General features: G+C 59.3%; 16 protein-coding genes. 8 read left to right on the plus strand and 8 right to left on the minus strand.

The genetic code is table 11. The features are described 5' to 3' along the window. The first annotated feature begins 28 nt into the window (after positions 1 to 28). Together GEI7407_RS03645 and GEI7407_RS03650 are read left to right on the plus strand one after the other, a co-directional pair. A complete protein-coding gene (locus tag GEI7407_RS03645; RefSeq protein ID WP_015170775.1) occupies positions 29 to 1,036 on the plus strand; it encodes a multicopper oxidase domain-containing protein in 1,008 nt (335 codons plus the stop codon). A gap of 116 nt (positions 1,037 to 1,152) precedes the next feature. Beyond that, positions 1,153 to 1,965 (plus strand): hypothetical protein, encoded by an 813-nt coding sequence (locus GEI7407_RS03650; protein WP_015170776.1) that lies wholly within the window; start codon positions 1,153 to 1,155, stop codon positions 1,963 to 1,965. A gap of 152 nt (positions 1,966 to 2,117) precedes the next feature. Here the strand turns inward: GEI7407_RS03650 and GEI7407_RS03655 are convergent, their stop codons facing one another. Continuing rightward, positions 2,118 to 2,846: a phycobilisome rod-core linker polypeptide gene (locus GEI7407_RS03655; RefSeq protein ID WP_015170777.1), complete on the minus strand. Its 729-nt coding sequence runs from the start codon at positions 2,844 to 2,846 to the stop codon at positions 2,118 to 2,120. 125 nt (positions 2,847 to 2,971) lie between these two features. Then, the gene (locus GEI7407_RS03660) at positions 2,972 to 3,445 is read right to left on the minus strand and encodes a phycocyanin (RefSeq protein WP_015170778.1); all 474 of its coding nucleotides are present in this window, start codon (positions 3,443 to 3,445) and stop codon (positions 2,972 to 2,974) included. Between the two features lie 551 nt (positions 3,446 to 3,996). On the opposite strand from GEI7407_RS03660, the gene GEI7407_RS03665 reads away from it, so the two are divergent. The 3 genes from GEI7407_RS03665 to GEI7407_RS03675 all read left to right on the plus strand — a co-directional run bounded on the left by GEI7407_RS03665 (position 3,997) and on the right by GEI7407_RS03675 (position 11,091). After that, complete coding sequence (locus tag GEI7407_RS03665) at positions 3,997 to 5,748, plus strand: pentapeptide repeat-containing protein (RefSeq protein WP_015170779.1); 1,752 nt, start codon at positions 3,997 to 3,999, stop codon at positions 5,746 to 5,748. A gap of 605 nt (positions 5,749 to 6,353) precedes the next feature. Beyond that, positions 6,354 to 8,198: an iron uptake porin gene (locus GEI7407_RS03670; protein ID WP_015170780.1), complete on the plus strand. Its 1,845-nt coding sequence runs from the start codon at positions 6,354 to 6,356 to the stop codon at positions 8,196 to 8,198. Positions 8,199 to 8,730: 532 nt separating this feature from the next. Further along, positions 8,731 to 11,091 carry a hypothetical protein gene (locus tag GEI7407_RS03675; RefSeq protein WP_015170781.1) on the plus strand — a complete coding sequence of 787 codons (2,361 nt, stop codon included), beginning with the start codon at positions 8,731 to 8,733 and terminating at the stop codon, positions 11,089 to 11,091. 115 nt (positions 11,092 to 11,206) lie between these two features. On the opposite strand, the gene GEI7407_RS03680 is transcribed toward GEI7407_RS03675, so the two are convergent. The 4 genes from GEI7407_RS03680 to GEI7407_RS03695 form a co-directional block, all read right to left on the minus strand. After that, the gene (locus tag GEI7407_RS03680; protein ID WP_015170782.1) at positions 11,207 to 12,817 is read right to left on the minus strand and encodes a peptide ligase PGM1-related protein; all 1,611 of its coding nucleotides are present in this window, start codon (positions 12,815 to 12,817) and stop codon (positions 11,207 to 11,209) included. Positions 12,818 to 12,955: 138 nt separating this feature from the next. Next, positions 12,956 to 14,587, minus strand: a complete 1,632-nt coding sequence (lnt, locus tag GEI7407_RS03685) for an apolipoprotein N-acyltransferase (protein ID WP_015170783.1) — start codon at positions 14,585 to 14,587, stop codon at positions 12,956 to 12,958. 11 nt (positions 14,588 to 14,598) lie between these two features. Continuing rightward, on the minus strand, positions 14,599 to 17,148 hold the full coding sequence (gyrA, locus tag GEI7407_RS03690) for a DNA gyrase subunit A (protein WP_015170784.1): 2,550 nt from the start codon (positions 17,146 to 17,148) through the stop codon (positions 14,599 to 14,601). A gap of 216 nt (positions 17,149 to 17,364) precedes the next feature. Then, positions 17,365 to 17,712, minus strand: coding sequence for a hypothetical protein (locus GEI7407_RS03695; protein ID WP_015170785.1), 348 nt, complete (start codon positions 17,710 to 17,712; stop codon positions 17,365 to 17,367). Between the two features lie 490 nt (positions 17,713 to 18,202). On the opposite strand from GEI7407_RS03695, the gene GEI7407_RS03700 reads away from it, so the two are divergent. The 3 genes from GEI7407_RS03700 to GEI7407_RS03710 all read left to right on the plus strand — a co-directional run bounded on the left by GEI7407_RS03700 (position 18,203) and on the right by GEI7407_RS03710 (position 20,365). After that, positions 18,203 to 19,045, plus strand: coding sequence for a hypothetical protein (locus GEI7407_RS03700; RefSeq protein ID WP_015170786.1), 843 nt, complete (start codon positions 18,203 to 18,205; stop codon positions 19,043 to 19,045). A gap of 24 nt (positions 19,046 to 19,069) precedes the next feature. Then, positions 19,070 to 19,876: a Nif3-like dinuclear metal center hexameric protein gene (locus tag GEI7407_RS03705; RefSeq protein ID WP_015170787.1), complete on the plus strand. Its 807-nt coding sequence runs from the start codon at positions 19,070 to 19,072 to the stop codon at positions 19,874 to 19,876. A 144-nt stretch (positions 19,877 to 20,020) separates the two neighbouring features. Then, positions 20,021 to 20,365, plus strand: coding sequence for a YbaB/EbfC family nucleoid-associated protein (locus GEI7407_RS03710; RefSeq protein WP_041268261.1), 345 nt, complete (start codon positions 20,021 to 20,023; stop codon positions 20,363 to 20,365). 15 nt (positions 20,366 to 20,380) lie between these two features. Here GEI7407_RS03710 and GEI7407_RS03715 read toward each other — a convergent pair whose 3' ends face one another. Both GEI7407_RS03715 and GEI7407_RS03720 read right to left on the minus strand, forming a co-directional pair. Then, the gene (locus tag GEI7407_RS03715; protein WP_015170789.1) at positions 20,381 to 20,941 is read right to left on the minus strand and encodes a hypothetical protein; all 561 of its coding nucleotides are present in this window, start codon (positions 20,939 to 20,941) and stop codon (positions 20,381 to 20,383) included. Then, entirely contained in the window at positions 20,938 to 21,432 is a 495-nt protein-coding gene (locus GEI7407_RS03720; RefSeq protein WP_015170790.1) for a hypothetical protein, read from the minus strand. The genes GEI7407_RS03715 and GEI7407_RS03720 overlap by 4 nt, the downstream gene beginning before the upstream one ends. Between the last annotated feature and the right edge of the window lie 209 nt (positions 21,433 to 21,641).

The following is a 21,641-nucleotide window of genomic DNA, read 5'->3' on the forward strand; positions in this document are numbered from 1 at the left end:
CTTTCTGCCAGTGTGGCAACTCTGATTCATGGCTCAGTTTGACTCTTGGGCGAAGTGGGAGCTACGGCGACGCGACCTGCTGCGGGCGGGCTGGACTGCTGTGGGTCTGGCGGGCCTGGGAGGCACTTGGCTGCAGTTTCAGCGTCAGCGATCGCTGGCGATCCGGGTTCCCCCGCTGCCCGAGGCGCCAGTTCCCGATCGCCTGGCTAGCCCAATGCGGGTGCTGCGAGACTTCGACTACGGCACTCTCAAACGCGAAAATGGCCGCACTGTGCGGGAGTTTGAGATCGTGGCGGACACCGCGCCACTCCAGCTGACGCCCTCGGTTTCCTTTGTCACCTGGAACTACAACGGCCGCATTCCGGGGCCGACCCTGCGGGCCAAAGCGGGCGATCGCGTGCGAGTGATCTTTCGCAACGAAGGCGGCCATAGCCACAGCATGCACTTTCACGGGGTCCATCCCGCCGAAGCCGACGGCGTCGAGCCGGTGCGCCACGGCGAAACCACCGTCTACGAGTTTGACGCTGAGCCCTTTGGCATTCATCTCTACCACTGCCACATTGCGCCCGTGACGCGCCACATCAGCAAAGGCCTCTATGGCCTGTTCATCATTGATCCGCCCCAGCCCCGGCCGCCAGCGGACGAGATGGTGCTGGTGATGGCGGGCTATGACCTCGATGACGATCAGCGCAATGATCTGTACGCCTTTAACGGGGTGCCGCACTACTACCACCATCACCCGATCGCGGTCTATCAGCACCAGCGAATTCGCCTCTACGTGCTGAATATGATCGAGTTCGATGCGGCGGTGTCCTTTCACCTGCACGCCAATTTTTTCCAGGTTTATCCGACGGGCCGCACCCTTACGCCCAGCCAGGAAACGGATATTTTGACCCTGGGGACGGCGGAGCGCCACATTCTAGAATTTTCGTTTCCCTTTACGGGCAAGTACATGTTTCATCCCCACCAAGACGCGATCGCTGAAGCGGGCTGTATGGGCATGTTTGACGTTCACCCTGCCAAGGCGAAAGTCTAAGCAAGACTGTCACTCAGCACAAAACCGTTTCGCAATTCAATTGACAGTAATTCTCATCTAATCCAAGATTGACAGTTTATGGTCCTGTCTTCGTTCTGTACTGTCTTGAGGAATTTATGGTGAAGCTTCGATTGTTTGCCGTGACGATGGCGATCGCCTGCTCCCTGGGCCTGAGCGCCTGTAGCCCGTCTACCCCTTCGGCGAGCAGCCCCGAAAGCCCCGCGCCCAGCGCGGCGAGCCCAGAGACGCAGCCTGTCGATGGTCTGACCAAGGACATTGACTACCTGACCAAGCTGTCGCTGATGCGCGGTCACATGCTAGTGGCTCAGGAGCTCCTAGAGCTCGAAAAGCCTGCTGAGGCTGAGCCCCACATTGGCCACCCTGTCGAGGAGATCTACGCCGATTTGGAAGACCAGCTGGCGGAACGAGGCGTGGCCCCCTTCAAGGCGACTCTGACAGAGGTGCATGATTTGGTGCAAAACCGGCCTAGCGATCCTCAGATACAGGCCAAGTTTAATGACGCGATCGCGGCGATCGACGGGGCGATCGCGGTCCTCCCCAAGGAGCGAAGCCAGTCCCTCGACGTGGCGCTGCCGGTGATTAACAACCTGCTAGACGTCGCCCAAGCCGAGTACGAAGCCGCCATCAGCAACAACAAAATCTCTGAAGCCATCGAGTACCAAGACTCGCGCGGCTTTGTCCTCTACGCCTACCAGTTTCTCTATCCCAGCGTTCGGGATACCGTTCGGCAATCCAATCCCGAGGCGCAGCGGCAAATTGAGGCGGCCTTCGAGGCCCTGCAAAAAGCCTGGCCCAGTGCTGAGGCTCCAGCAGCTCCAGTGATGACCGCTGAGGAAGTTTCGGCCCAGGTTGCCCAGATTCAGCAAGGGACTCAGAGCTTGCAAGCGGCTCCGGCGGCCCAGCCCTAGACTGCGCAAGGGGCGATCGCGCCCCAAAAAAGCCCAAGCAGCGCCCAAAAAAATGCTTCCGCTGGACTCCAGCGGAAGCAATCTTGGCAGAGAGCAGGCAACTCTAGCGGCACCTTGAACCCTCAAGGCTGGGCCAGCGTTGTCAAAGAGCGCTAGTGAATGACGCGACGCAGCGCTTCGCGCTGGCTCGGCGACAGGGACGCAAAAGCCTCAGAGGCAGACTGCGTCGACGTTTCGAAGGCGTCTAGCAGCTCTAGCAGCTTTTCTTGCAGGGCTTCGCTTTCGGCAGAGATCGGCGGATCAAGGATCTCGTCGGCCTCGGGATGGCGACAAACCCCCGCTGTGCAGTCTAGGCCCAGCTCATGCCAGTAAAGCGTGGGGACGATCCAGCCCCGCTGGCCAAAGTGCTCGTGGTTGAGGATGCCCGACTCCAGAAACACCTTCGGTGAAGCGTAGTAGCGATGTTCCCGAGGATAGGGCACCGTAAAGCAGCCAAATTCCTTGCGGTACTCTTCAGAATCGAGAATTGCAGCGATGCACTTCTCTGCGCCCTTGTGCATCAGGATGTTGCAGTATTCGCGCACCTCGTTTTGGTCCATGGGTGCCCGGCCCAGGAAGTGCTTGAAGCACCACTCGATAAACTTCAGGTTCGAAACGCGATGATAAAAGCTGTTGAGATAAACCTCTGAGCGCGCCAGCTCCATCAAAAATCGACGAACCCCGATTTTATCTTTCAGAAAATCTTGTTCTGCCTTGGCCAAGATGCGGCGCTCGTGGGCGTAGGGCTGGCGCTCTAGGACCTGGGTGTAGATTTGCCGCAGCGCGGCTTGACGCTCTTCGACCGAGGCATGGCGATCGACGACGGAACGCAGCGTACCCATAGAAGATTCCTCCGAAAGAAGCGAACGTGGGGAAGAAAAGCAGGGTGGGGGCTAGAAGGGGCGATCGCTGGGTGCTAAATGATACCCAAAGCGCGATCGCAAAGAACCGTCATCAGGGTCGGGGCCTAGGCGTGGGACTCTAGGGCCAAAATCACCGTATCGAGGTAGGAGCGCACGAGACCACTGTGAGCCGATGTCAGCGACTGATTGACCGCATCCTGGAGATAGCGGTAGGCCATGGCGCACTGCTCGGTCTTCTTGTGGGCCACCAAGATCGTGTCGAGCCACACCAGCATTTGCTCTTTGAAAAACACCTCGTCATCTCGCAGGATTGCCAAGGCAATGTAGCGCAGCACCTCGGTCATGTCGTACTTGCAGCGCTGACCGTGCTTTTGAATCACATCCGGATGGATCTGGGCCAGCTTCCGCAGCGCGGCCAAGACCAGCTTGTCACTGTTGTCTCGCAAAAAGTGATAAGCCTCTACGCGAGCCGCAAAGCTCTGGATATATTGTTCGACAGGATACAGCTCCTGCGGGCTCATGTAGCGCCCATCGGCGTCTAGAAGGCTTTTTTCCAGGGTGTGATTCAAGGTGTGCATATCGAGGCTCCGGATGAGCGTGCTGAAGGATCAATAGGTTAGGGGACAGATAAGAATCTGGACTGATCCCAGAGTTGGTAGAGCGCCGGAATGACTGGAAACCGAAGGTAAGTCACACCAGATTGTTCTCTAATAAACAGACTGCCCGGTTCTGGGGTCAGTGTTGACGATCGGGCTGTAATTCTTAATACAACGCAGGAGTGTTGGTAGTGTTTCGTCAAGCTGTATTTCAGATCGTGAAAAATGCGCGATCGCCCGAGCGAATGGCTGCCTGGGGAGGCGCCCCTTCTACTGATCCATGGTCTTTTTGTTAGATTGCTTCCAGAGAGCACCGCAGCAGACTACCCTGCAACGAGGTTCCTTGGTCATCTAGCTAGCTTTTCGCCTTTCCAAGTACCCTTGCCTGGGCTCCAAAAGAGTTCGAGCGATTCTCCTCTAAATAGCGGTATGGTGCATTTACCGTGGGCGCGATCGCGCCGTCATTGCCGCACTCCCCAGTCTCGTCTCGTGATTTTCCTGACCTTCCGTCAGCCTCGGCTCCCAGGGCTAACATGCAAGCACAAGATCTGCTACACCGATACCAAAAAGGCGAGCGCAACTTTGCCCAAGTTGACCTCACCGGAGCCAATCTCAGCGGCGCAAATCTCCAGGACATTGACCTGAGCGGTGCCGACCTGACGGGGGTCAACCTGAGCTGGGCCTACCTCAACCGCGCGAACCTGACCGAAGCCTCGCTGCACCACGCCAATCTGCGCAACGCGTCCCTCAACAGCGCTTTGCTCGATCGCGCGGTCCTGAGTGGTGCTGATCTGACCAAGGCGGAGCTGTGCCTGGCGCTCCTGCGCGGCGCCGACTGCAACTGGGCGATTTTGCAGGAGGCGGATCTCAGCGGCGCTAATCTCCACGGAGCGCAGCTCGATCAGGTGACGCTGGAGCGGGCCAAGCTCAACAGCACCCTCCTCAATGAAGCCAAGCTCATGGAGGCAAACCTGAAGCGGGCAAGCTTGGTGAATGCGGACTTGGGCGGCGCCAACCTGCGGGAGGTGCACCTGGAGGAAGCGAATCTGCGGGAGGCCAAGCTCGTGGAGGCGAGCCTGATTGAGGCGAATCTCAGCGGCTGCTATCTGCGTCAGGCGAATCTCAGCGGCTCGGACCTGCACCGGGCGATCTTGGCGGGGGCGGATCTCAGTGAGGCGGTGCTCCACGGGGCGGACCTGAGCCGGGCCAATTTGACGGGGGCCTATCTGCTGAAGACGAGCCTGCGGAATGCGCGGCTGCTGCGGGCCGATTTGCAGGATGCGCTGCTGCTGCGGGCGGATTTTAGCGAGGCGAATCTGCGGGGAGCGGATTTGCGGCGGGCGGATCTCAGCGGGGCTTACCTGAGCCATAGCATTTTGTGTGAGGCCGATCTGGGGGAGGCTTATCTTCTCCAGAGCCACTTCATTCGGACCAATTTGGACAATGCGTGTTTGACGGGGTGCTGTATTGATAACTGGCAGCTTGAGGATGTTGATCTGTCGAATGTCCAGTGCCAGTACGTTTATACGCATTTTGACTACACCCACAAGAGTCCGACGGATCGCTACCCGGTGGGGCGAAATCTGGAGCCTGGGGAGCTGGTGCAGTTTTATGAGGTGGATACGGCCAAGATCGAGGTGACGCTGGAGGGAATGCCGCAGTGGGAGGCGATCGCCTTTACGCTGACCCAGGTGAGCCGCGAAAATCCGGACCTAAGCTTGGTCCTACAGTCCCACAAGTTGCTGGATGGACGGGTGATTTTGCAGCTCAAGGCCAACCGGGCGATGAATGGGAATGGCTTGGCCCAGCGCATGTTGCAGCTGTATCCGGAGTTTGTGGAGCGCTTGGCAGCGCAGCGATCGCAGATTGACGCGCTGCTGCGCCTGCCGCCCCCGGTCAATGGCGATCGCCCAGTCGATAGCAGCCTGAAGGGAGCGCTGACTGACGCGCCGACGGAAGAAGACTCTGTCCAAGATGCGGGCGATCGCCGGCGCAAAGTGTACCTAGAAGTCGCCCAGCAAGTGCAGCGCATTCTGCTCGTGCAGTCCCCCGAGCAGTTTGCCGAGAGCGTGCCCCGGCTCCTGCAATTTCTCCACACCCAGGGCATCGCGACCGCCGAGCTCGAGAAAAAAGTGATTTCCCAGGTGATCGCGCGCCGCGCCCAAAAAGACGCCGCCTTCCAAAATCACCTGCTGCGCTGGGAGCGTACTGCCCCAGAGCGCGATCGCCTTTCCACCATTGGTCAAGCGGTGCGCCTCGCCCTGGCTTTCCTGGAGCCTTCTTAGATCTCTCCCCGGCTGGCCTGAGGACACTGAGTATTGTCCCCAACCGAGAAACCCTTCGCACCTGTGCTAAGACAACTCCTAGCAGATCGCTCAGAAAAGCTGGGAGAACACTCGGGGAAAGCTTAGGCAAAAGTTCGCCAGTATTTTCGTCACAGAAGGTTTCAAAAGCGCTCAAAAAGGTTAAAGATTTAACAGATGTGGGAACTTTAATTCGTAGATTTTGGTCTCCAACTTCTATTCTACTGATGAAGTATAAACCTTCCTCAGTACTTCTGTCCCTAAACACTGACAACTTTCTGCGCACCGGGCCGCCGTTGCCTACTAGGGGGTTGTGACCTGCCGGTAAGGCCTCCCATCACGCCTCGTGTGCAGAGCTAAGGGTGCCCATTAAGTTTCCTGAGCGTCATCTACCTGCCCCTGACTGGCCTGTACCGTCCACGACTGTTTACGCCTAAATAAAGTTCGTGCTTTTCAAGAGTGTTAGGGAATTCGCTGCTACAGTCAGGGCATTTGATCAATTGCAGCCCGAGGAGTGTCTGTGCTACTAGAGATTGCCAGCTTCTCGCTCGGGTCGTTCGTGGTGTTGTAAGGAGTCGAAAAAAGATATGAGGTTTTCTCTGATTAGCCCGGAGAATCGCAAGCGGATGTCTCCTGCCCTGCTGCTCTTGGCCCTAGGCTTCTGGGGTGCAAGCTTGGCGCCAGCGCAAGCAGCCGATGACTTTTTGAAAGAAGATGCAGCTAGCATCGAGCAACCTTCTGAGGAGACGGGGGCGATCGCCGTTTCGGAACTGTCCGACGCCTCATCCCTCACAATGGCTGAGCCTGAGGCGATCGCCTCGGGCGACCTCAGCCCCCTCTCCGACCTGGATGCCGCCTCAACCGGCATGACCAACGTGAGCGACCTAGCAGCGGTCGACGAAGCCGCTCCTAGCGCCGGTATGTCCCAGGTCACCTCCGTCTCCCAGCTCTCCGACGTCCAGCCCACCGACTGGGCCTTCCAGGCTCTCCAGTCCTTGGTGGAGCGCTACGGCTGCATCGCTGGCTATCCCGACAGCACCTACCGCGGTAACCGGGCCATCACCCGCTACGAGTTCGCTGCTGGCCTCAACGCCTGCCTCGATCGCGTCAACGAGCTGATTGCTGCTGGCACCGCCGACCTGGCAACCCAAGAAGATCTCGCCACCCTACAGCGTCTTCAAGAAGAATTCGCCGCAGAGCTGGCCACCCTGCGGGGCCGCGTCGACTCCCTGGAGGCTCGCACCGCTGAGCTAGAGGCGAACCAGTTCTCCACCACTACCAAGCTTTACGGTCAGGCGATCTTCGGTCTCCAGGGCCGCTCCGAAAACACCTCTACCTTCACCCCCGCCGGCATCGAAGCCTTCCGCTTCCGTCAAGATGACCCCGGCACCGAGGTCAACTTCCTCAACAACGCCCAGCTCAGCCTCTATACCCAGTTCTCCAACCGGAGCATCTTGCTGACCGGCTTGCAGGCCGGCAACGGCGGCAGTGCTCCCCGTCTGACCAACGACGTCATCCTGGGCTACGAAGGCGACACCGATAATCAGTTCCAGCTCAGCGACCTCAACTACCGTCAGCTGTTTGGCAACCGCTTTGCCCTGATCGTAGGACCGGAAGGCGTCAACTCCGTCAACGTTTTCCGGGGCGCCAACCGGGTTGAAAGCGCTGGCCAAGGCCCGCTGTCTCTCTTTGCTCAGCGCAACCCCGTTCAAAATATCGGCGGTGGCCGAGGCGGTATCGGCTTTGACTGGCAGATCACGCCGCGCATCAGCTTCCAGGGGGTTTACTCCGCGAGCCGCCCTGCTGATAACGATGACGGCGGCGGTATCTTCGGGGGAGACAACAGCGCCAATACCTTTGGTACGCAGCTGACCTTGGCACCGACCGATACGATTGACGTTGCCCTCAACTACATCAACTCCTACTCTCCGACGGGCCAGATGGGCAGCAACGTCGGCGATGACCAGATCGTTGCAGTGGATGCAGAGGGTCGCGCTCCCATCAAGACTCACGCCTACGGCGCGACGGTGTCCTGGCGAGTGTCGCCGAAGTTCACCATTGGTGGCTGGGGCGGCTACACCCACACCTCCCTGCTGGGCCGGACGGGGGATGCTGAAACCGTCAACTGGATGGCCTTCCTAAACTTCCCCGATCTGCTCGGTGAAGGAAACCTGGCCGGCCTGTACGTGGGCCAGCCTCCCAAGATCCTGAACAGCAGTTTTGGTAACCCTCTCCAAAACATTCCGTTCCTGGAAAGCGGCGATATCGAAGATCGCCCAGGCAGCACCACGCACCTTGAGGCCTTCTACCGCGTACGAGTTTCTGACAATATCTCGATTACGCCGGGCCTAATCGTTGTCTTCAATCCCCGCAACAACCCTGACAACGACACGATTACCATTGGAGCACTGAGAACGACGTTCAGCTTCTAATGGCTTAGTCGGCAAGAAACCTACTGGAAAACCACGGAATCTTCCTTCGCAAGAGAGAGAATTTCTGCCAGTAGGTTTCTTGCTTTCTCCGGTGAAATACGGAAAATTGGGTGTTTCACAAAGCTTTTGTATGAATTGCGTAAAGCTTTTGTAAAGTACCTGAATCAGGGCATGCAGCGATCGCTCTTCAATAGCCCAGAAGCCTCTTAAAATAAAGACTTCTGGCGTCTTGAAACTAATCTCAATTGCGCAAATCTCGTCTGAGAAATTCTTTCGTTTGCCGGGAACTTTTGGATACAGAGAAACGTTCTATACCAAACGAGGGCAATCGGGTCGCTCGAAATTCATCCCAGCAGAAAGACGCCCCGGCTCCAACTCAGACGCCAGAGACCCCATTGTTCTCAACTCGGGTGCTACGACCTTGTACTCACACCATTCGAGCGGGTCATGACTCGCTCAGGATGAAACCTTTCTAGTTCCTGTTGATGTTGGCTCGGCTGTGTTCACCGTTCGTGTAATGAGGATTCCAAGTATGACTCGGTCAACTCGATTTGCTGTCTGTCTCGGTCTACTAGCTGGTAGCCTGGCGATCGCTAGCCACACCCAACCCGCCTCCGCCGAGATTCCTGTCTCCGGTGGTCAAGCCCGAGGAGAAGCGGCTTTCTTCATCCCCGGTACCAACGCTTCGCTAGACAACACGGTTCTCTTCGATGCCACCGTGCGTCAGCTGCGAATCGAAACCCCCGAAAACGGAACGACCACGAACTCCATCTTTATCCCGACTGCGGGCCGTCTTGACCCCATCGGCAAGCGTGCTCCCAAAGCCGGTGACACTGGCACCCTCCGAGGCAACCTCTCCGGTATCGCTTTTACCCGCACGGGTTCTCCTGTCTTCTTCCAAAGCGTCCCGACTCAGGTTGACTTCACCCTGGATTCGTTCGATGCCTTCCTCGATGACATCGACGGCACCCTGATCACCGCTAAGGATCCCAACAGCACCGCTCCCCTCCTCTTCTTGCCAGTGCGCGCTCAGCTCGACTCTGAGTCTCGCCAGAGCTTTGAAGCCAACCTGGGTGAGCTGACCATCGGTTCCTACGAAGCCACTCTGGACGACGGCTCGATCGCGCTGCCGAGCACCCTGAAGTTCCAAACTGACGGCAGCCTCCCCGAGCAGCCCATCTTCATCGGCAGCCGCACCAAGTTTGAGCTGCGTGGTGAAGGCAGACTGATCTCCCAAAGCGGTGGCGCAACGGGCGGCACGAGTACTTCTGAGACCAGCAGCACGACAGAGGCAGACGGTTCGACCACGACGGCTGCGGGCGGCGACACCACGACGACCAGCACCGACACGACCACCACGTCTACGACTGGTACTGACACCACGACCGGCACCGACACGACGGCGACTGGCACCGACACGACCACCACGTCTACCGGTACGGACACCACAGCGACGGGTACGGATGCTACGACGACCAGCACCGACACCACGACCACAGCGACGGGTACGGATAGCACGACCACCACGAGCACTGGTTCAGAGGGCTCTGACACCACGACCACTGCTGAGCGTAAGGTCGACTTCAATCCCTTAGATGGCGATATTGCCTACGCCAGTGACGATGCCAATGTCACCAAGTTCAAGATTCAGAGCATTGGCAGCCGTGGCTCTCGCGAGTTCTCGATCAAGGGCGAAGTAGAAGAAGCCAGCGTTGATATCTACCTCGACGGCATTGAGAAAGCAACCCTTCGGACTGAAGGTGCGCTGACGGATGATGCGGTAGAGTTCGACGTCAAAGGTCAAGGTATCGGTGTAACCTCCTTTGTGCGGACCTCTGACTCTGATCCTTCCATCTCCTACGTCAGCAACGATAGCCGCACCAACTTCAAGTTCGCTCAGCGCGAAAGCGGCTTCAAGCTCGAGGGTAAGAGCCGGGGTGAAACCCGCTTCAACATTGGCTTGGTAGAGAGCAGCTTTGGTTCTTACACCCCTAGCAGCTCCTCGAGCAATAGCCAGTTTGATAGCTCTACCTACGTCTCAAACCAAAACTTTGATGACGACAGCTCCTTTGACAGCGAGTTCAACGCTGGCTCTAGTGGCTCTACCAACAACGCTATCAACGTTGTTGTGCGCGGTGGCTCCTCTACTACGACCTCGGTCACCAATGGCACGATCATTGCGGTGAACTCTGCTGAGATCGTGCGCAACAACGTGACCTTCGTCTCTGGTTCTCGGACGGTTTACATCAATGCCTTCACCCTAGAGTCTCTCTCTAGCCAAGGTATGGTGTACACCTTCCAGTCGAGCAGTGGCTCAACTCGCCTGTACCGCGCAAGCTCTGGTCGCGGCCGCGGTCTGGCTCTAGGTCGCCGCTCCCGGGGGCAGATTGTTGCCTATAAGGTTGTGGGTGCTAGCAGCCGCCTCTTCCCGGGTCTGGTTGGTTTGCAACAGCTGAGCGATTCTGAAATCGAAGAGCTGAACATCGAAGAGATCACCGGTTTCACCGGCCTGCAGCAACTGCCTGCTGAAGATGAGGCTGATGATATGGATGATTCTGACGACGCTGCTGATGATGCGAGCGAAGTCGAGTCTGATGATATGGATGATTCTGACGACGCTGCTGATGATGCGAGCGAAGTCGAGTCTGATGATATGGATGATTCTGACGACGCTGCTGATGATGCGAGCGAAGTCGAGTCTGATGACTCCGATGATTCCGATGACGCTGCTGATGATGCGAGCGAAGTTGAGTCTGATGATTCCGATGACGCCGCTGCTGATGATGCGAGCGAAGTCGAGTCTGATGATTCCGATGACGCTGCTGATGCTGAAGGTGGCGTTGAAGGTCTCGATGATATCGGTGATGATTCCGCCGCCGACATCGATGGCTAATTGATGCTTTCGCTAAGCGACTGAGGCACTTGCGGAGGAGTATTTCCTCCGCAAGCTGACCCAAAATCTTGATTTGAGTGCGATCGCCCTTCTTAACTTGGAGGGCGATTTTTGTTTATGCGTTGGGGAGGGCGGTGCTGCTGGCCCAGGAAATGGGCGGACAGATGGGGGATGGCTGTGGCGGATCGATCGCCTGCTCGGTTTCTTGATCGAGGACCTGAACCACGCGATCGTAGATTTCTTGGGCTTGCTCGAGGGAGTCGCCAATGCTCGTGACGCCAAGTTTGCCAAATTCGGAGAGGCAGCCCATGAGGTGGAATACAGTGCCGGTGCGCGTGCTGCTGTCAAAGTGCAGCCGATGCTCGGCGATGATGTCCATGAGGTCGGTGGGCAAAAGACCACAGTACTGGGGTTTCTGGAGGTTGTCGGTGGCGACGTAGTACTTGGGGTGTCCTTCCTGGCTGTGAAAGAGCCCTGTCGCCATGTCGTACTCGCCGCTGGTCAAAAACTTGAGGGTCATGAAGGGGTGAGTGGTGCCCCCTTTGCGCAGATTGATTTCGATGGCTTGGGCGTCCCACGAGCCGTCGGGCTGTCGCACGGTGACAAAGTCGACGCCGTAGCGCTCTAGGGCTCCTTTTTTCACGAGGATTTGGCCCACGCGATCGCCTAGGTTTTGCAGCATTAGCCGGTAGGCCTCGTCGGCGGGAAAGCGGCAGCCCAGATAGATTTGGCCGTCGGGACCGCCCAGAATCTGGTCGTGGGTAGAGAGGATCTGAACTTCGCCGCTGGGGCTGAGGTAGCCCTGGACGCTGGGCGATCGCTTTTCGCTACCCTCGATGAAGGCTTCGGCGATCGCCCCTAGCTCTTTAATGCGCTGACCAAAGTTTTCCCAAGTTTCTCCAGCTCCTTGAAAGCGCAGGTTTGGCCAGTGATGCTTCAGGGTTTTGGCGCGATCGCGGTGAGAAGCGTTGCCGGGGCGCACGGCCTCCAGCGATCGCAGGTCGAGCAGCGCGTTGCCTTCCCCCGAAAAGCCTTCGTTGAGCTTGATCACGAGCCGCTGTAGGTCAGGGTTGCGCTCCCAGACCTCGGCGGCGGCGATCGCCAAATCCTCGGCATTCTGGGTCAGCTCACTGCCGTCTGGATGGGGAATCCCTGCCTCGGCAAAAATTTCGCGACTGCCTGCCTTGGTGCCCCAGTAAAGCAAATCAGGGTCTAGGGCTAACAATGGCACCCCCAGCTGCACCGATAGCTGGCGCTCGAGGGCGGTTGAGTTGTAGCAGATCATGTAGGACTGATTTGGGCGCAGAGACTGGCGAATGCGCTCTAGCAGTCGGGGTCGGTCGAGGATTTTTTGGGTCAGAATTTGGGGCGAAGAGTCGTAGGTCGAAAACAGCAGCAGGCGATCGCGGGCGTGGGAAAACGGAATCCCCGGCAAAAGCTGCAAATAGTAGTCGATCACGATGGGAGGCAGCGGCTGAGACGTGACATACACCAGCCGCGTCCTGGGATTGCGCAGCCGAATCAGCGAGAACAGCAGCCGCTCTTCGTAGTGACGGTAGCCCTCGATTTTTTGGAGCTCCCTGGGATCGAGGCTCAAAGACGGGACGACCAAAATGTCACAGTCGCTGCGATCGAAGAGGTCTAGGCTGTGCCAGCGATCGCGGAGCTGGGATTGCAGCTTCTGAAATGCTCGCGCCTCATCCGCCGCCCAAGGCTGCTGCGCCATAACCGTGGCCTCTCTTTGCCGAACCCAGATATCCGCCATCTTAGCCAGGGCTGCTGGATTGTGCGGTGTTTTGCTCGGTTGCCGTGATATTTTGCAATGCCTCGGGGCCGAATCTGGCGGAGATTCCTGACCCGTGGCTCAGCGGGTGGGGGCTGAGGGCTGCTGGCGTGATTGGCGATAGCGCATCTCTAAGCCCAGGGCGATCGCCAGCATCAGCGGTGTTAGCCAATTGCCCAGGCGGACGTAGAGGGTCTGGGTGGAGCGGCGATCGATGGTAGCGCTGTGGGTCGCAAAGGTGTCGAGCTCCGAGATCCACTGAGTGCGGCCGTGGGGATCGACGATGGCAGAATAGCCGGTATTCACGGCCCGGACGGCCCAGCGATCGGTTTCGATGGCCCGCATGATGTCCTGGGCGTGGTGCTGCGCGGGCATGACGGCGCTGTAGTGGGCGTCGTTGGAGGCGCTCAGGATAAAGGCGCCCCCCGCTAGAGCCTGTCTGCGAAAGTGCTCTGGAAAGGCGGACTCGTAGCAAATGCCAACGATCGCCCGACCCAGCGGCGTGTCCACTTGCTGATAGGGGAGGCCATGCTTGAGGGTCGCGTCGAGGGGCGAGAGGCGATCGATCCAGCGGCCCAGGATGGATTCGAAGGGAATGTATTCGCCCAGCGGGACCAGTTTCACTTTGTCGTAGCGATCGAGAATGCCGTCGTCTGTGACGGTAAACAGACTATTGGTGAAGCGATTGTCCTCGCGCCCGAAGGCCCCGACCCAGGCCAGGACGCCCGATTCCTGGATGGCCTGGTAGAGTGAGCTTTGGGGCGCAGTGGCCTCTGTCCACAAAAACGGCAGCGCCGTTTCCGGCGTCAGGACGGCGTCTACGCCTTGCTGGGCCAAGGTGCGGTAGCCGGTGGTGTAGCCCTCGATGGCCCGGCGAAATCCCTCGGGATAAAGCTTGATGGTGTTGGGGACATTGCCCTGCACGATGCCTACGCGCAGGCTGTCAGAGTCAGCGGCGAGAAGGGGCTGCTGATAGAGAGCCCAGCCGACGCCGTGGAGCGCTATTCCTAGAGCGATCGCCCCGGCAGCTAGCGATCGCCCGAGCACGTGACGCGATCGCCGATGCAGCCACGCCTCCGCCAGCAGGCCATTGACCCCCAGGAGGGCCGCGCTCACTGCAAACGGCCCGGCAAGCTGTCCTAAATGCAAAATGGCTAAGTTGTGGGGGCTTTGGGTGTAGGCGATCAGGCTCCAGTTGAGCGGCATCTGCAAGCACAGGGTCTCAAGGAGTAGCCACAGCGCCACACCGCTCCCCAGCCGCGCCGCGATCGCCCCAGCGCTAGAGAAACGGGCGCGCGAGCGGCCCTCTAGCCAGGCCATCAGCCCAGCCCAGGCCACCACCAGCGCCGCCCCCCACAACGTGATAAAAATCCAGCAAAAAAGGGCGATCGCCAACGAAGCGAGCCAGGGCACCCCCATCCAGGTCATGGGGTGCACCCCCGTGATCCACGACAGCGCTATCCCGTGAAAGCCGACGCCCCAGGCCAGCCCTAGCTGCCAGGCCGACGGTCCTAGATCCCCCTCAGCGTCTGCCGAGCTGCGGGCCCCTGCTCGAACGACTAAAACCCACAAAGGCGCGATCGCTCCCCAGGCCAGAGGCCAAGCCTCTAGGGGAGCGACTGTGCAGCCCATGAGCAGACCACTGCCCAAGGCAATGGCGAGGGGCGATCGCCCCTCGCCCCACCGCAGCAGCGATTTCCAAAAATGCGGCATGACCTAGAAGACTATTCCTCGTCGTCCTCTTCGCCGTCTTCTGCCGCTGGCGGCACCAGCGCCACCGCTGCGATCGCATCTTCCTCGTCCAGGCGCTGGACCCGCACCCCCGTCGCCATCCGCGACTGGCAGGAAATCGCGTCCGTGACCTGACGAATGATAATGCCGCGGCTGGTGATCATCATCAGTTCGGCTCCCTCGCCGACCACCCGCAGATCCGCCAGCTGGTCATCCGCCTTGCGGAACTTGCTGGCGACCAGGCCCATGCCCGCCCGATTTTGCAGTCGGAACTGCCCCACCGGCACGCGCTTTCCGTAGCCGCCCGTCGTGATCACCAGCACCCACGGACCCTGAATTTGGGTCGGTTCTGCCAGTTCGGACTCGTCCTCAAGGTCGCTGTTGGCCTCCATGGCATTCACCACCTGGGCTGGCAAAATGTCCATACTGATCAGCTCATCGCCCGATCGCAGAGACATCGCCTTCACGCCGCGGGTCGGTCGGCCCAGGGGCCGCAGCTGCTCGTGATCCGTCTTGAAGTGAATCACCATCCCCTTGCGAGAGCCGATCATCACGCTGTCCTCAGCGCGAGCGCGCCGCACCCAGCGCAGCTGGTCCCCGTCCTCTAGGGAAATCGCGATCAAGCCATTGGCGCGAATGTTGCTAAAGGCCGCGAGCGCTGTCTTCTTGATGTAGCCGCCCTTGGTCAGCATCACCAGATACTCGTCCGCGCTGAACTCGCTCACCGGGACTACAGAGGTGATCTTCTCATCGTGGGGAATGGGCAGCATCTGAACGATCGGCACCCCCCGCGCGTTGCGAGAGCCCGTGGGAATTTGGTAGCTCCTGAGGCAGTAGGCCACGCCGCGATCGCTAAAAAACAGCAAGCTGTCGTGGTCGCAGCAGGTGAGGAAGTGCGCAATCACATCATCCTCTTTCATCCGCGCCCCGGCTTTGCCGCGAGTTGCCCGGCTCTGAGCCTCAAAGGTGTTGATGGGCATCCGCTTGATATAGCCCTGCTCCGTTACCAAAATGAGCACCTGCTCGTTGGCAATCAGGTCAATGTCGCCCAGATCGCCCTCGATGGTCTCGATGGTGGTGCGGCGCGGGGTGGCAAACTTGTCCCGGATTGCCTTTAGCTCGATCTCGATGATTTCGAGAATGCGCTCCCGGCGCGCCAAGATATCCTGCAAATCCAGGATTTGCGCCTCTAGGTCTTCGTGCTCCCGCTGGATTTTTTCCGCTTCTAGGGCAGTCAGGCGACGCAGCTGCATCTGCAAAATCGCGTCGGACTGGGACTCGGACAGACCGTAGGAGTCCATCAAATCCTGGCGAGCAGAAGGCGTATCGGCGGCGTGGCGAATCAGATGAATGATTGCATCCAGGTTGCCCAGGGCAATCAACAAGCCCTGGAGCAAGTGGTCGCGCTCTTGGGCCTTGCGCAGCTCGTACTGGGTCCGCCGGGTGATCGTCTCGATGCGAAACTCCAGGAACACCTCGAGCGATCGCTTGAGGGTGAGCAGCTGGGGTTCGCCGTTGACCAGGGCCAGGGTGTTGACGCCAAAGTTGTTCTGGATCGGCGTTTGCTTGTAGAGGTTGTTGAGCACCACCCGGGGATAGGCGTCCCGCTTGAGCTCGATCACGATGCGCATTCCGTCGCGATCGCTCTCATCTCGGATATCCGCGATCCCTTCCAGGCGCTTTTCGTTCACCAGCTCCGCGATCTTTTCGATCAGGGCTGCCTTGTTGGTCTGGTAGGGAAGCTCCGTAATGATGATGGCGTCGCGATCGGGCCGGCCGCGCTGCTCCACCGTTTCGATGGCGGCCACGCCCCGCATGGTGATTGACCCGCGCCCCGACGTATAGGCGTCCCGAATCCCCGACGCACCCAGAATTTGGCCCCCCGTGGGAAAGTCAGGCCCGGGAATGTAGCGCATCAATCCCGTATCGGTCAGCTCAGGATTGTGAATCAGGGCGATCGTGCCGTCGATCAGCTCACCGAGGTTGTGGGGCGGGATATTCGTCGCCATGCCCACGGCGATGCCCGAGGAGCCGTTTAGCAGCAGCTGGGGAATTCGCGACGGCAGCACCAGCGGCTCTTGCTGAGAGCCATCGAAGTTATCGCCAAAATCGACTGTCTCAGACTCGATGTCTCGCAGCAGCGATTCGGTGGTCAGGGCATGCAGGCGACACTCGGTGTATCGCATGGCCGCGGGCGGATCGTTGTCCACAGAGCCGAAGTTGCCGTGGCCGTTGATCAGCGGGGCGCGCATCGAGAAGTCCTGGGCCATGCGCACCAAGGCGTCATACACGGCGGTGTCGCCGTGGGGGTGGTATTTACCCAGCACTTCCCCGACGACACGGGCGCACTTCCGGAAGGGGCGATCGGCGGTTAAGCCCAGTTCGTGCATCGCGTACAAAATGCGCCGGTGCACAGGCTTGAGGCCATCCCGTGCGTCTGGGAGCGCCCGACCGACGATGACGCTCATGGCGTACTCTAGGTAGGACCGAGACATCTCGTTACGCAGATCTGTCGGGACAATTCGCTCCTGGGAGGTGCTCATACTGTCCAAAAAACTCCAAAAACAAGCGATTTCGGCAATAAAGAGCCAAAAGGCCGCAAAGAAACCCCTTGACTTCTCAATAATTGCTGATTATTGTTAAAATTTTATCACAAATCGCGCTTTCTCGGCGATTTCCTAATGCCCTGAAACCGATATTTTTCAAGGGTTCTGGGGCGAAAGCTTGAGAGCGCCCTGGGCAATGCAGGGGCTCTAATTCTACAGGCGCGAAGACGGCGCCGAAGCGCTCCGCCGAGCACTGGTCCGCTGGGCAAGGCGTCGCTGCCGCACGAAGGCCAGCCCTGTGCCTACGATTGACAAGATTTGGTTCACTTGCTGAATCTGGGGCTGAAGGCTCTGGATCTGCTGACGAAGCTGGTGGGTGCCCTGCTGGCCTGCCCGGATCGCCTCGGGAGCGCCTTTGAGGGTTTCGTGGGTGCTGATCTCGCAGTTCACCAAGACGTCGGCGGCCTGGGCGAGGGCGCGGCGCCACTGCCAGACCTGCCAGGTGAAGTAGAGGCACAGCAGGGCGATCGCAAGATTAAAAATGCAGACGACAAGAACCATTGAGATCTTGAACTGAGATCTTGATAAAGATTTTGAGGGGCGATCGCGCGCTGGGCGAGAAGCGCCGGACCAAAGCGTTGGTCAACCAACCTCCCCCATCCTAGCGCAGCGGCCTAGGCCATCGCTGGGCGGCTGGCCCCCGGCTTGCGGGGATTTCTCGGGTTCTCGCGGTTCCTCTGGGGAACTGCGGTATGCTACTAATCCACGAACAGTCATCCGTTGCGATCGCCTTCAGAGAAGCCCGCTGGTGAGGGGTCAGCGCGAGCCCCCAAGCCGCGATCGCTGCGACCCAAAGAATCCTGTTTTTGCATCCTCCCTCGCTGAAGTCAGGTGTGAGTTGAAACCGACCCCGCATAGAATGGACATGTTTGGGGCTGCGATCGCCCTTCGCTACCACAGCTCAGGTGCGACCATGCATCCACCTTCTCCTCGGGACGGAGAAGCCCACTCGTTGTACGGCCTTTCCCATTCCCCTTCGCCATCGATGTCTATGTCTCAGTCGTCTCCCCATCTCCAGAGCGACTGGTATGCCGTTTTGCTCCAGCAGTTTCGCAGCCGCTACCCGACCGGCAGCCTGGTCTCTGAGCTGATGAGCGTGCAGGCTGAAACCTATATTGTGCGCGTGTCGGCCCAGGTCAGCGGCGTGACCCTAGCGACGGGGCTAGCCGGTGCCCAGAGCATCGAACAAGCAGAAGATCGCGCCCGCCTGCGGGCTCTCGAAGTCTTGGGCATCTATCCGCAGCCTGTCGCGCAGCCTCAGCCCCCCGCAGAAGCGGCTATGCCATCTTCGGCCTACGAGCTACAGGTGCGCCTGATGGCCAACCACGGCGGCCAGACCACAGACTTTTCGTCGTCGCTGCCGCCCCGCACCGTCAACGGCCATAGCCACACTCTAAACGGCGAAGATCTGGGCATGCGATCGCTGCCCGAACCCACCACCATGGACATGGCGGCCTATGCCCCAGAGGCTGCTCAGGACGTCACGTTTTATGCGGATCTCGAGGATGAGGAGCCTGAAATCCCCCAGGAGATCAGTCGGCCCGCCCCCGCATCCAAGAAAGCTGCGAGCAAGACCCCTTCCAGCAGAGCGTCCTCGAGCAAGCGCAGCACCGCAAAAGCGGCTGCTGCCCCAGAGCAGCCCATTGACTTGTCGGATGCGATCGCCCAGACCAGCGTCGAGCTCAAGCGCCTCGGCTGGACGGATGCCCAGGGCCGGACCTATCTCCAGCGCACCTACGGCAAGCGATCGCGCCAGCAGCTCACCGACGAAGAACTGCTCGCCTTTCTTCGGCACCTCGAAAGCCTTCCCTCCTCGGAAGAATCTCCGTTTTAAAGACTGCCCGACGGGGCTCGAATCATGAATGTTGCAGATCTGATCACCTGGTTTGAAGCTTGGGCCAACCCTGCGTGGCAGGAGAAATGGGACAACAGCGGCTGGCAAATTGAGCCTGGCATTTTGGATCAGCCGGCCCGGGTGCTGGTGTGCCTGACGCCGACGCTGGCGGTGATGGAAGAGGCCCTGTTCCTCAAGCGGGCTGGGTTTGGGGTGAACTTGATTTTTGCCCATCACCCGATGTTTTTTAGCCCCCTCAAGTCCTTGCAGCGCGGCACGGCGATCGCCGACATGGCCCGCTTGGCGTTCACCGAAAACATCGGCATCTACAGCGCCCACACCAACTTTGACCAGGTGAATCACGGTACGGCGGACGTCTTGGCCCAGCTCCTGGAGCTCAAGCAAGTCACCCCCGTTTCACCCACCCTAGAGGGCCGCGGCTATGGCCGCGTGGGTCGCCTGGATCCGGTGTTGTCGCTGCGATCGCTCCTGGATCTGATCCAGACCCGCCTGTCGCCCCCGTCTTTGATCTTTTCGCCGACGGTGGACCTGGAGCAGTCGATCCAGCGGGTGGCGGTGCTGGGCGGCTCAGGAGCCAGCTACATCGATGAGGTGGTGAAGACCGGTGCCCAGGTGTACCTGACCTCGGACTGCAAGTTCCATCAGTTTCAAGAAAGCCGCGATCGCGGTCTGATTCTGGTTGATGCGGGGCACTATGCCACCGAGCGTCCAGCCTGCGATCGCCTGGTGGACAAACTCCGCTCATTGGGCCTCGACTGGGTGCAGCTGAGCGAAAAAGACGAGGATTTTCGCCAGTTTCACGGCCTTTAGATCCAGATCCAGCCAGCGCCAGCCTCCCAGGGCGATCGCCCAGCCCTCAGGGGAAACTTGTTAACCTGATAGCGAGGGGATGGCAGAATGTTGGGGAAGATTAATCAAGATTCACCGCCCGATCACTTAACACAAGCGAACGCTATGACACAGGGAAAAGGTTTTGGCTTTGGCCTCGGCAAAATGAAGGAACTGACTGAAGCCTTCAAAAAAGCCCAGCAAGTCCAGGAAGGGGCCAAGCGTCTCCAGGAAGAACTGGAGCAGATGGAAATTGAAGGAGAAGCGGGTGGCGGCCTCGTGAAGGTGGTGCTCAGCGGTAACCAGGAGCCCCGCAGCGTCACCATTTCGCCCGATGCCCTCGGCGAGGGTGCAGAAGTGCTGTCGGATCTGGTGTCTGCGGCGATGAAGGATGCCTACGTGAAGTCCACCAACACCATGCGCCAGCGGATGGAAGAGCTGACGGCGGGCCTGAATATCCCCGGCATGTAAGAGCTGGCTGATTGCTCAGCTTTTGGAAACCGACGAGCGAATTTCCGCCGTCGGTTTTTGCGTATTGGTGGAACCGACGGTGGCCGAGGGCTGAGAGGCCTGGGCCAGCAGACCGAAGGGCCGCACCCAGCCCCTAGCCAGACCCGCGTCGAGGAGTGCGCGGGCGATCGCAAAGATCAGCACGCTTTCCAACAGCGGCAGGATGGCGCTCCACTGGGGCTGTAGCGTGGGCCAAATCTGGTCAATCTCGGCGAGGCCCCGCACCAGCCCAAAGGCCATGACGGCGCCAGACTTGAGGTGGGGATTGGCGTCTTGGCGCACCACGTAGCGGTAGGTGACGCCAAACAAAAAGCCCGACAGCAACGCGATCGCCCCGTGAGCAAGACCTGGCAGCGTCCATCCGACAGCGGCGATCGCCCCTAGTCCGGCCCGCAGCCCCTCAGCTGGCGCGGCCTGCACCGTTTGCAGCCCCTGGACTCCCACGGCCCAGGCTAGGGCCGCGCTGGTGCTGCCCGCTGCGCCGATCAACCCCGCCTTGAGCGACTCAACCCGCTCTGCCAAGCTCACTTCGCTCATTTTTTCGCAGAGGGAGCGTCAGGAGAGGCGAGGGCCGCATCGATGACCGCCCGGGCGCTTTCGGCCTGGGAGCGGGCCTCGCGATAGCGCAAGTTGGTCTGCGCAAAAGACTTCAGCACCTTGAAGCCTTCCTTGAGCTCGTTGATCTCTGCCTCTTGAATATCGGCGTCGCTAAAGAGCAGATCAATCTGCTGGCGAACCTTGAGCGCGTCCCCCCGCAGGCCCTGGGCTTTGAGCTTGAGGGTGGCCAAGTTGCTCAAGACCTGGACGGCCTGGGTGACCGCGTCTTCTTCGGGGGAGGGGGCGGCGGGCGTGTCTTTCACTTCGATAAACTGTTGGGGACTAAAACCGTCAGGCAGATCCGTTGGTAGCTGCCCGGAATCCATCAGATCCACGAGCTGATCCATGGCTTTTTCGCGGGCTTTTGCAGAATCTTTTCCGGGCACAGTCAGCACTATCTCGGGACTTTGAAGCAGTGTATATTGAACCATTGAACTTTCAAAAGTACATGTGAACTAATTTTAGTCTAGGCGATCGCCCAGAGCCTCGGGGAGACTGGCCCCGGCCCCTCCCGGGCAGCCTGCTGAGTTGGGATCCAAAAAGTTCGGTATGATGAAACGGGAGTGGCCGCGTCAGCAATGCTTCTCAGCTTACCCTGAGAGTCCTCAGCGACTGAAAGTGACGGCGCTCCAAAGCATTC

The sequence above is a fragment of the Geitlerinema sp. PCC 7407 genome (assembly GCF_000317045.1).
Classification (GTDB): domain Bacteria; phylum Cyanobacteriota; class Cyanobacteriia; order PCC-7407; family PCC-7407; genus PCC-7407.

Excerpts from the sequence above, each read along its gene's own strand:
- GEI7407_RS03695 (WP_015170785.1), bottom strand. The coding sequence starts at position 17,712 with ATGGTTCTTGTCGTCTGCATTTTTAATCTTGCGATCGCCCTGCTGTGC.
- GEI7407_RS03655 (WP_015170777.1), bottom strand. The coding sequence starts at position 2,846 with ATGGGTACGCTGCGTTCCGTCGTCGATCGCCATGCCTCGGTCGAAGAG.
- GEI7407_RS03645 (WP_015170775.1), top strand. The coding sequence starts at position 29 with ATGGCTCAGTTTGACTCTTGGGCGAAGTGGGAGCTACGGCGACGCGAC.
- GEI7407_RS03720 (WP_015170790.1), bottom strand. The coding sequence starts at position 21,432 with ATGGTTCAATATACACTGCTTCAAAGTCCCGAGATAGTGCTGACTGTG.
- GEI7407_RS03700 (WP_015170786.1), top strand. The coding sequence starts at position 18,203 with ATGTCTCAGTCGTCTCCCCATCTCCAGAGCGACTGGTATGCCGTTTTG.
- GEI7407_RS03650 (WP_015170776.1), top strand. The coding sequence starts at position 1,153 with ATGGTGAAGCTTCGATTGTTTGCCGTGACGATGGCGATCGCCTGCTCC.
- GEI7407_RS03660 (WP_015170778.1), bottom strand. The coding sequence starts at position 3,445 with ATGCACACCTTGAATCACACCCTGGAAAAAAGCCTTCTAGACGCCGAT.
- lnt (WP_015170783.1), bottom strand. The coding sequence starts at position 14,587 with ATGCCGCATTTTTGGAAATCGCTGCTGCGGTGGGGCGAGGGGCGATCG.
- GEI7407_RS03715 (WP_015170789.1), bottom strand. The coding sequence starts at position 20,941 with ATGAGCGAAGTGAGCTTGGCAGAGCGGGTTGAGTCGCTCAAGGCGGGG.
- GEI7407_RS03710 (WP_041268261.1), top strand. The coding sequence starts at position 20,021 with ATGACACAGGGAAAAGGTTTTGGCTTTGGCCTCGGCAAAATGAAGGAA.
- GEI7407_RS03675 (WP_015170781.1), top strand. The coding sequence starts at position 8,731 with ATGACTCGGTCAACTCGATTTGCTGTCTGTCTCGGTCTACTAGCTGGT.
- GEI7407_RS03680 (WP_015170782.1), bottom strand. The coding sequence starts at position 12,817 with ATGGCGCAGCAGCCTTGGGCGGCGGATGAGGCGCGAGCATTTCAGAAG.
- GEI7407_RS03705 (WP_015170787.1), top strand. The coding sequence starts at position 19,070 with ATGAATGTTGCAGATCTGATCACCTGGTTTGAAGCTTGGGCCAACCCT.
- GEI7407_RS03670 (WP_015170780.1), top strand. The coding sequence starts at position 6,354 with ATGAGGTTTTCTCTGATTAGCCCGGAGAATCGCAAGCGGATGTCTCCT.
- GEI7407_RS03665 (WP_015170779.1), top strand. The coding sequence starts at position 3,997 with ATGCAAGCACAAGATCTGCTACACCGATACCAAAAAGGCGAGCGCAAC.
- gyrA (WP_015170784.1), bottom strand. The coding sequence starts at position 17,148 with ATGAGCACCTCCCAGGAGCGAATTGTCCCGACAGATCTGCGTAACGAG.